Genomic DNA, 6,725 nt, shown 5'->3' with positions numbered 1-6,725 from the left:
ATTACACTTTAGCCACCCAGTTGGCGGATTTTCCGAAGGCCAGGGAACCGGCACGCCAACCGGCAAAGCAGAGCCTTCGCCTAAACCGAGGTTTTTGAGAACCTCCGCCACCAGCCCCGCATCTTTAATCTCTGCCAGCGCTTTAGCCGTTTGCAGATACTGGCTATGAGGGTTTGCCGCATCGACATGCTTCTTCATCACGTCGTCGGTATAGGCTTTCACTTCGATGACTTTGTCATCCACATACTGGCGCGTGGCCAGTACCACCGAAGGATCAATCTTTAATGTGACGGCACTGGTGCTGTTCACGATCAGAATCATGCGCACGGTCTGGGTACGGCCGCTGCCTTCCTGAAGTTGTGGCTTGTAAGTCTCAGCGCAGTTTGCCACCGCAACCATAACGCCATCGGCGTCATACAGGCCAATTTCGCGGATCCAGAAGCCACCTTCGCCTTCAGGGATAATCTGCTCAGCAATAATCTGACTAGCGTTCGCCGCATCCACCTTCAGTGAATTCAGTGCAGCGCGTCGCTTTTCGCCGACCAGTTTGGTCTGTGCAGGATCGGGCGTGGGCAAAGTGCCGCCGCCATCCCCCACCGCCATTTGGGTGATTTGCAGTTGGGTACCCAGGGCTGCGGCATTGGCCAGCTTAGCCGCGCCCTGATTGGTCAGTATGGCAAAATATTTCGTTGTCATGCTCTCACTTCCGTCAGGTCAATAAGATGGACCGCTGCGCCGGTGTAACCGGAACCGCCTGCGGTGATAACTTCAGGTGTATAGGGATAAACGGTAAGCTCATCGCCACTGTAACTGGCGGCCGCAACAGGAACGGTGCCGGTGCTGTCCAGATTGATGGATAACCCCGTCAGATGACGGCTGACCGGCTTGGCATCGGCAATTAATCGCTCCAGCTCGTTGTACATGGCCTCAGTGATACCGGTTTCCAGCACGCCCACGTCCAGGCGGAATGTGCCCGGCGCTTCGTTGGTGTTCCACCATTCCTTGATGCGGATTAGATAGCCAAGCGGCTCCACCACACGGCGCAGCGATCCAATCGTTCCCTTGTGCTTATGGATGTATTCCGATGCGGCAACCACGCTGCGCTTGGTGCTTTCGCTCCAGCCTGAATCCCAACGGTCAACCGACCAGGCCCAGGCCAGATAAGGCAGCAGCTCGACCGGGCAGGTCTGAGCATTCCACAACATGCGCATCGGCGCAGGGATGGCCTCCAGCGTTGCGCAGGCTTCCGCCGCCGCCACTTCCAGTGCCGAAGATCCGGTGGGCAGCAGGCGTTTACTCATCAGAACCTCCTACCGTGATCTGATAACCGGTGCAGAACGCCGCCTGGGTTTTATCCAGCACCACATCCGCAGTCGGCTGCGCCAGTTCGACACGCTGTACGCCTTCGACGTGCAGGGCGGCGTAAAGCGCAGACTTACGGATATCGCGGCCCAAACGTGCCTGGGTGTTCACGAACGCCTGCAGTTTTGCTTCTGAGGCAGCGCGAATAGGTTCGGCTTCGGGGCCGGGATAGAGGTACAGCGTGGCCTCGACGCGATAATCCACAATCTGAGCCGACTGAACAGTGACGCGGTCGGCGACCGGTCGTACATCTTCATCGTTCAGGGCGGCATCCACGATTGCCAGCAGATCGTTATCCGCCACGCCGTTGCCCTCGCGTGACAGCACGGTAATGGTGACGCTGGCAGGAGACGGACTGATGGCGGAAGCATCGGCGACGCGTCCGTCGGCACTGCGCGCATGAAACTCATAGGCACCCGATGGCCCTGCCACACTCAGCCCCTCAAAGGCGGCAGCAATGCGGGCGCGAAAATCTTCGTCGCGCTCCATTACGGCTTCAACAGGCGGCGTGGCGGTGGGATCTGCAGGGGTCAGTACCAGCCGCGTCACGCCGTTATTTGCGCCCAGTTGATCCAGATCGCTGCTGTTGGCCCAGGCAACCATCACCGCCTTTGCCGCCTCGTTAACGCGCTGGCGCAGGATAACTTCCCGGTACGCGTTCTCCTGCAGGAGCTTCACCAGCGGATCCGACTCCAGCGCCAGTACGCGGGCAACCGACGCCTGCTGGTCAGCAGGATAGAGCGAAATCAATGTCGCCTTGCGTTCCGCAAGCAGCGTTTCATAGTCCAGCGTTTCCACCACATTTGGCGCAGGCAGCTGGCTCAGGTCGATAGTAGGCATGATTCAACTCACAGGGACGGTTAACGAAAAATCCTGCGCGGTATCCGCACGGTTGCCGGTGATTTCCACCACCATCCCGCCGTTAAACGCAGACTCAAAATTGATGCCGGTCAGGCTGATGCGCGGCTCCCACTGCAGCAGCGCCATATAACAGGCCGACATGATTTGCAGACGCAGCGTGTCGTTTTGCGGCTGGTCAATCAGCGCCGACAGTAGCGAGCCATAATCACGGCGCATCACCCGCGACCCGAGTGGCGTGGTTAAAATGTCGCGCACGGATTGTCGGATGTGATCCAGCTCTTCCAGCGTCGTACCCGTTTCGCGGCTCATACCGCTGTAGCGTGCTGTTGTCATAATGGCGCTCCTGTTGTCCCACCGCTGTCGCCCGGATGTTGGTGCGTATGCAGCACTTTGCCATTGGAGGCGAAACTGCCGCCGCTGTGCGATACGTCGCCCTTCATGGTGCCGCCCTGGGTGACTTCCAGCGTGGCGGTTTTGAGTAACGTTGTGCACTCCACCTCGGGCGTATCCAGCAGGATTTTAACGGCCGCCTTGAGAGTGGCAGTCTGGATCCCCTCCGCTTTTAGCGCGCCGGTCTGGGGCTCATATTCAATAACCGCCCCATCGGGAAAGGAGCAGTGCAGCGCATCCGCAGAGGCCGATGGCGCCGGGCTGGCATCCGAAAACACACCGGGCAAAACAAAGCCGCTGTTCAGCTCGCCGCCCAGGCTCATGATCAACACCTGCTCGCCAACCGAAGGGGCATTCCAGGTACGGGTGCGTCCCGCCCGGGCTGTCAGCCAGTGCAGCCAGTCAGTGGTGTTATCACCGGTCTTTACACGGCAGGTGCCCGCCTCCAGATTGACGTCGGAGACAGTACCGATGCGGACCATGTTGCGCAGCAAGCGCTTGATTTCTAATATTTGCTCGTTCATGGCAGTAGTTTCACGTTGCAGGAGAAAAGCAGCAATCGAATGCCGTTTACTCAGAAATGACTAAACAGCGCCTCAGCAAAAGCGGCAGTGGCTATGCCTTCCATTCGCTGACCAGCTTGCCTTTGATATACAACTGCCAGGGCCGCGCATCGTTTTCTGGCAGCGCAGGTTCCGGCAGATGCGTGATGTGTAATCCACCTTCCTGCTGCTCAACCCAGACACGTTCGGTCAGCTGGAGCGTGACCGTCACGGTGTGCTTCCCCTCGTCCGTGGCATCAAGCGTGAAGGTAAAGCCGGTGCGGCGTTTTTCCTCCGACACCATGATGTCGGGCTGGTTTTCCCGCAGCCAGGCCAGCACGGGCACCATGATCAGATCAATATCGTCGGCATACTGAGTAATGACGACAGCCAGCTGAAAGTGGTATTCAAACGACAGCGAGCTGGCGAGGGTGGAGACCAGACTGCCGGACTGAATATCGATGGTCAGGTTGTCAGGATTTTGCTGTAGCAGCGGAACGCTGTTTATCAGCACCTGACGGAGTTGGGTTGCTTTCAACATCATGCTGCTCCTGGCACGCTTTAATCATCTCTACCTGCAACCCGCACGATGCGAGCGCAGCCTCTAACTGGCGGTTATCTGCCGCCAAATCACCCTGCGTTTGCAGGCGGTTCTCCGGGATGGGGCAACTGGTCACGCGTGGACAGCCAGTCCAGATAATCTCGGGCATTGCTGAAGGCGGGACGGCTGTGCAGCCGGATAACGTCAGCAGGCAAAGCAGTCGCACTCCAGGCACGTAAAGCGGGATTCGCATCGGTTTCTCTTCTGATTGTCGTTTCGCGGTTCAGCGCCTGAGCGCTGGCCTGGTTTTGCTGTAGCCGCAGTTCGGCCTCACGTTTTCGGCTGGCCTGACTATCCCGGTTGAGTTGATCGATGGCCTTCTCCCGGTTGCTCAGGTCGGCGGCCAGCGCCGCGGCCTTGTGCTGTGCCTTGTCCAGCCGCGCCTCGATGACGCTGAGACGCCAGCCGCCGGCCCCCAGTGCCGCAAGTAACGTCACGATCGCAAACACCATCAGTCGCATCATCCTGCCCCCTTCAGGCACCAGACCATTTCACGCTGGCGACGGTTATCCAGCCCGGCGTTATACGTCCCTTTGACATAGACCCAGCGTCTGAGCTGCAGGCAGGCATCGCGCCAGCGGCCACGGTTAATGAAGCCCGCCAGCGTGGAGTTACAGGCGGCATGTACGCCGACGTTAAAGCCAAAGGACACCACCGCGTCGTAGACCTCGGAGGGCATGTCACGTGTCATGCACTGATCAATGCCGCGCTCAACGCGCATGACGTCATAAACCAGGTTGACTGCCGCCTGGCGCTCGTTCACCACGCTGGCAGGCGTAACGCCCTGCGTATGGCCAATGCCGTTAGTCCAGACGCCGGCGCTGCACTGATAAGGTGACGTGCGGCACCCTTCGGCATCAGCAATCAGCCTGAGTCCGGCTTCGGAGGTTTTTAGCATCTTGATTTGCGGTAGCAGTGCGGCCATGGCCAGCACGGCGACGACGGCACATCGCTTAGCGGTCTGGCTCAAAATTCAGCCCCTTAACGTTGCGCTGCTGCAGCTCGTAGGTTTTGCGGCGGTAATACCAGTTGATAAAAAAGGTTGCGACATTGATGCACATCGTTAACACAGCAACGCCAGAGCCCACCATAAAAGCGATATCCTGTGGTGTGTGACGTCCAAACCACATCAGGACAATCCCGATGAGGTAATTAATCAGAGAACTGATTTTTTCCATTGGCACTAATCCCACAGATTGAGCGTCTCACCAGTAGCCGCCTGGGGCAGATCCGGTAAGACCACTTTGCATCCGTGCGGTAAGGTTGGGCCTTTTTCTGCCAGGCCAGGATTGGCGGCATAAACCTGTTCAACCGCCTGCTGCGTGCGTCCGTAATAACGCCAGCAAATCTCATCAACCGTTTCTTCCTGTCGTGCATAAATCAGCATTGATTGGCCCCTTATGAGCATAAAAACCATGGTTGGCTGGGCGAAATGTTGTCAGCGGTAGCCTGCATTACCGGCACCGCATCGCCAGGCCATATCTCCTGTCGCAAAAGCAGGTTTCATAAAGCTCAGGCCATGCGGTAAACAGGGGGCATGTGCTCAGCGCGGCCTGCGTTGCCAGCGCGCGACAGGAGTAGTGTCTGCTTCAGCAGCGCATTGCTCAACGCGGGAGCGCCCGCTCAACAGTGAGCGGGCAAAGGCAGTAAAAATGGGATGACTCCGGCTAAAAAACGGCAGGAAGGAAGAAAATCGCACGTTTTAACGATGAGGTTCAACGACCGGAAGAGGCAATAAAACGGGAAAGGAAGGTGCGTGTTTTAGCCGTGATGATCCGCAGGCGGAAGAGGCAGCGAAACGGGAAAGAAAAGTGCGTGTTTTAACGATGAGCGTCTGCGGCCGGATGAAGCAGTGAAACGGGAAAGGAACGTGACAACTGCCTGGCGTTTTTTGTGGCCTGACATGACAGAAAGGAACGCTAAAGACCGATCGAAGTGAAGGTCTGTTTGCCCGGACCGCTGCCCGCGCCTGAACCCACATCATCCTTTGGGTGGGCTCAGGCGACAGACAACCCGCTGACGTTACAGTGAGAACGCCGGCATCATGGTTTTTTTAAAGGCGTAGCCGAAAAGACAACGGAAAATCGGTTATCGGAAAGGGTGTAGTTAGCTGCGAGTTCAGCAATCAAATTTAACGCAATTTCCCTGTCTCGTTCGCCGCAGGCCCCTTCACTGGTGAGCCTGGCGATAAGCTCAACGCGCTCAAGCATAACTCGCTCATGTAATTCATTTCCCACAATTCCCTCCCCCAAAATAAACACTGTACATACATACAGTATCATAGCATTGATTAACTGTGGAAGCGTTTTAAGATAGTTGGTAAAAAATTATATCATGTTGATAGGCATCAACTTTTATTAACCTTCCCTTAAGACAAACCTTCAGCACTGACCTGCAGAAGCGTAAGAAAAATCAATAGATTTTCCTCTAAATGATGCCAAAAACGTGGCGTGTGTTTCGTCCGGATTTGAAAGCATTTCATGTATGCTCTTCCACACAGAGCGCTACCAGCCATAAATGCAGACACACTTTTGAGCGGATGCGTCTAAAGGCAAGATTGCCATAAAGCCGTCCTTACAAAAGGAGATGGGTAAGCGATACCCCCTACAGCGCAACCATCCACCAGTGCACTTCTGCGAAGGGTGAAAGCGGGAGGGAAAACCTACTGAAAAGATGTTCAGCGTTCCCTTCGCTATCCTGGCATGCTCGATATCCAATACCTGACATAGCGTTGTTGCCAGTTACTTATTTGAATGAATGAGTTGAAATTATGATAAGTAGTATGGCTCAATTATTTAAAACCTTAATCTGCAGCAACATGATGGCTTTTAATTCCCCCTATAATCATCTATCAATACGTTTCATCCTCGGCAGCTAAAAACGAATAATTCTTTTAACGATACTGCCATGTAATTTAATTCCCCAGTCAAAAATGCCATCCGAACATTCTCCGCCTGCATTCTTTATGC

At 55.7% G+C, this 6,725-nt stretch carries 12 protein-coding genes; all 12 read right to left on the bottom strand.

Annotated elements, in window-relative coordinates:
* Positions 1–696: phage tail protein (locus C7433_RS20360; protein WP_233255804.1), on the bottom strand; the 696-nt coding region annotated here is incomplete at its 3' end.
* Positions 693–1,301, bottom strand: coding sequence for a phage tail protein I (locus C7433_RS20355; RefSeq protein ID WP_033739917.1), 609 nt, complete (start codon positions 1,299–1,301; stop codon positions 693–695). The genes C7433_RS20360 and C7433_RS20355, both read right to left, overlap by 4 nt.
* The gene (locus tag C7433_RS20350) at positions 1,294–2,202 is read right to left on the bottom strand and encodes a baseplate assembly protein (RefSeq protein ID WP_058708657.1); all 909 of its coding nucleotides are present in this window, start codon (positions 2,200–2,202) and stop codon (positions 1,294–1,296) included. The genes C7433_RS20355 and C7433_RS20350 overlap by 8 nt, the downstream gene beginning before the upstream one ends.
* A 3-nt stretch (positions 2,203–2,205) precedes the next feature.
* Positions 2,206–2,556 (bottom strand): GPW/gp25 family protein, encoded by a 351-nt coding sequence (locus tag C7433_RS20345; protein ID WP_033739922.1) that lies wholly within the window; start codon positions 2,554–2,556, stop codon positions 2,206–2,208.
* On the bottom strand, positions 2,553–3,137 hold the full coding sequence (locus C7433_RS20340; protein ID WP_033739923.1) for a phage baseplate assembly protein V: 585 nt from the start codon (positions 3,135–3,137) through the stop codon (positions 2,553–2,555). The genes C7433_RS20345 and C7433_RS20340 overlap by 4 nt, the downstream gene beginning before the upstream one ends.
* 91 nt (positions 3,138–3,228) lie before the next feature.
* A complete protein-coding gene (locus tag C7433_RS20335; protein ID WP_081049498.1) occupies positions 3,229–3,699 on the bottom strand; it encodes a phage tail protein in 471 nt (156 codons plus the stop codon).
* The gene (gene lysC, locus C7433_RS23960; protein WP_226374589.1) at positions 3,629–3,904 is read right to left on the bottom strand and encodes an Rz1-like lysis system protein LysC; all 276 of its coding nucleotides are present in this window, start codon (positions 3,902–3,904) and stop codon (positions 3,629–3,631) included. The genes C7433_RS20335 and lysC overlap by 71 nt, the downstream gene beginning before the upstream one ends.
* Entirely contained in the window at positions 3,786–4,220 is a 435-nt protein-coding gene (gene lysB / locus C7433_RS20330; RefSeq protein ID WP_033739927.1) for an Rz-like lysis system protein LysB, read from the bottom strand. The genes lysC and lysB overlap by 119 nt, the downstream gene beginning before the upstream one ends.
* A complete protein-coding gene (locus tag C7433_RS20325) occupies positions 4,217–4,726 on the bottom strand; it encodes a lysozyme (protein ID WP_110268786.1) in 510 nt (169 codons plus the stop codon). Before C7433_RS20325 ends, lysB begins: the two co-directional genes overlap by 4 nt.
* On the bottom strand, positions 4,710–4,934 hold the full coding sequence (locus tag C7433_RS20320) for an HP1 family phage holin (RefSeq protein WP_033739930.1): 225 nt from the start codon (positions 4,932–4,934) through the stop codon (positions 4,710–4,712). The genes C7433_RS20325 and C7433_RS20320 overlap by 17 nt, the downstream gene beginning before the upstream one ends.
* Positions 4,935–4,939: 5 nt before the next feature.
* Positions 4,940–5,143, bottom strand: coding sequence for a tail protein X (locus tag C7433_RS20315; RefSeq protein ID WP_033739932.1), 204 nt, complete (start codon positions 5,141–5,143; stop codon positions 4,940–4,942).
* Between the two features lie 655 nt (positions 5,144–5,798).
* Entirely contained in the window at positions 5,799–5,966 is a 168-nt protein-coding gene (locus tag C7433_RS20310; protein WP_226374750.1) for a hypothetical protein, read from the bottom strand.
* Positions 5,967–6,725 lie beyond the last annotated feature (759 nt).

It is taken from the genome of Pantoea sp. PNA 03-3, from assembly GCF_003201175.1.
GTDB classification, from domain to species: domain Bacteria; phylum Pseudomonadota; class Gammaproteobacteria; order Enterobacterales; family Enterobacteriaceae; genus Pantoea; species Pantoea stewartii.
Note: the sequence above shows the minus strand (reverse complement) of the source record. Positions and strands in the feature narration are given on the sequence as shown.

Coding starts and splice junctions, on each gene's coding strand:
- C7433_RS20355 (WP_033739917.1), bottom strand. CDS start 1,301: ATGAGTAAACGCCTGCTGCCCACCGGATCTTCGGCACTGGAAGTGGCG.
- C7433_RS20350 (WP_058708657.1), bottom strand. CDS start 2,202: ATGCCTACTATCGACCTGAGCCAGCTGCCTGCGCCAAATGTGGTGGAA.
- C7433_RS20345 (WP_033739922.1), bottom strand. CDS start 2,556: ATGACAACAGCACGCTACAGCGGTATGAGCCGCGAAACGGGTACGACG.
- C7433_RS20340 (WP_033739923.1), bottom strand. CDS start 3,137: ATGAACGAGCAAATATTAGAAATCAAGCGCTTGCTGCGCAACATGGTC.
- C7433_RS20335 (WP_081049498.1), bottom strand. CDS start 3,699: ATGATGTTGAAAGCAACCCAACTCCGTCAGGTGCTGATAAACAGCGTT.
- lysB (WP_033739927.1), bottom strand. CDS start 4,220: ATGATGCGACTGATGGTGTTTGCGATCGTGACGTTACTTGCGGCACTG.
- C7433_RS20320 (WP_033739930.1), bottom strand. CDS start 4,934: ATGGAAAAAATCAGTTCTCTGATTAATTACCTCATCGGGATTGTCCTG.
- C7433_RS20315 (WP_033739932.1), bottom strand. CDS start 5,143: ATGCTGATTTATGCACGACAGGAAGAAACGGTTGATGAGATTTGCTGG.
- C7433_RS20310 (WP_226374750.1), bottom strand. CDS start 5,966: ATGCTTGAGCGCGTTGAGCTTATCGCCAGGCTCACCAGTGAAGGGGCC.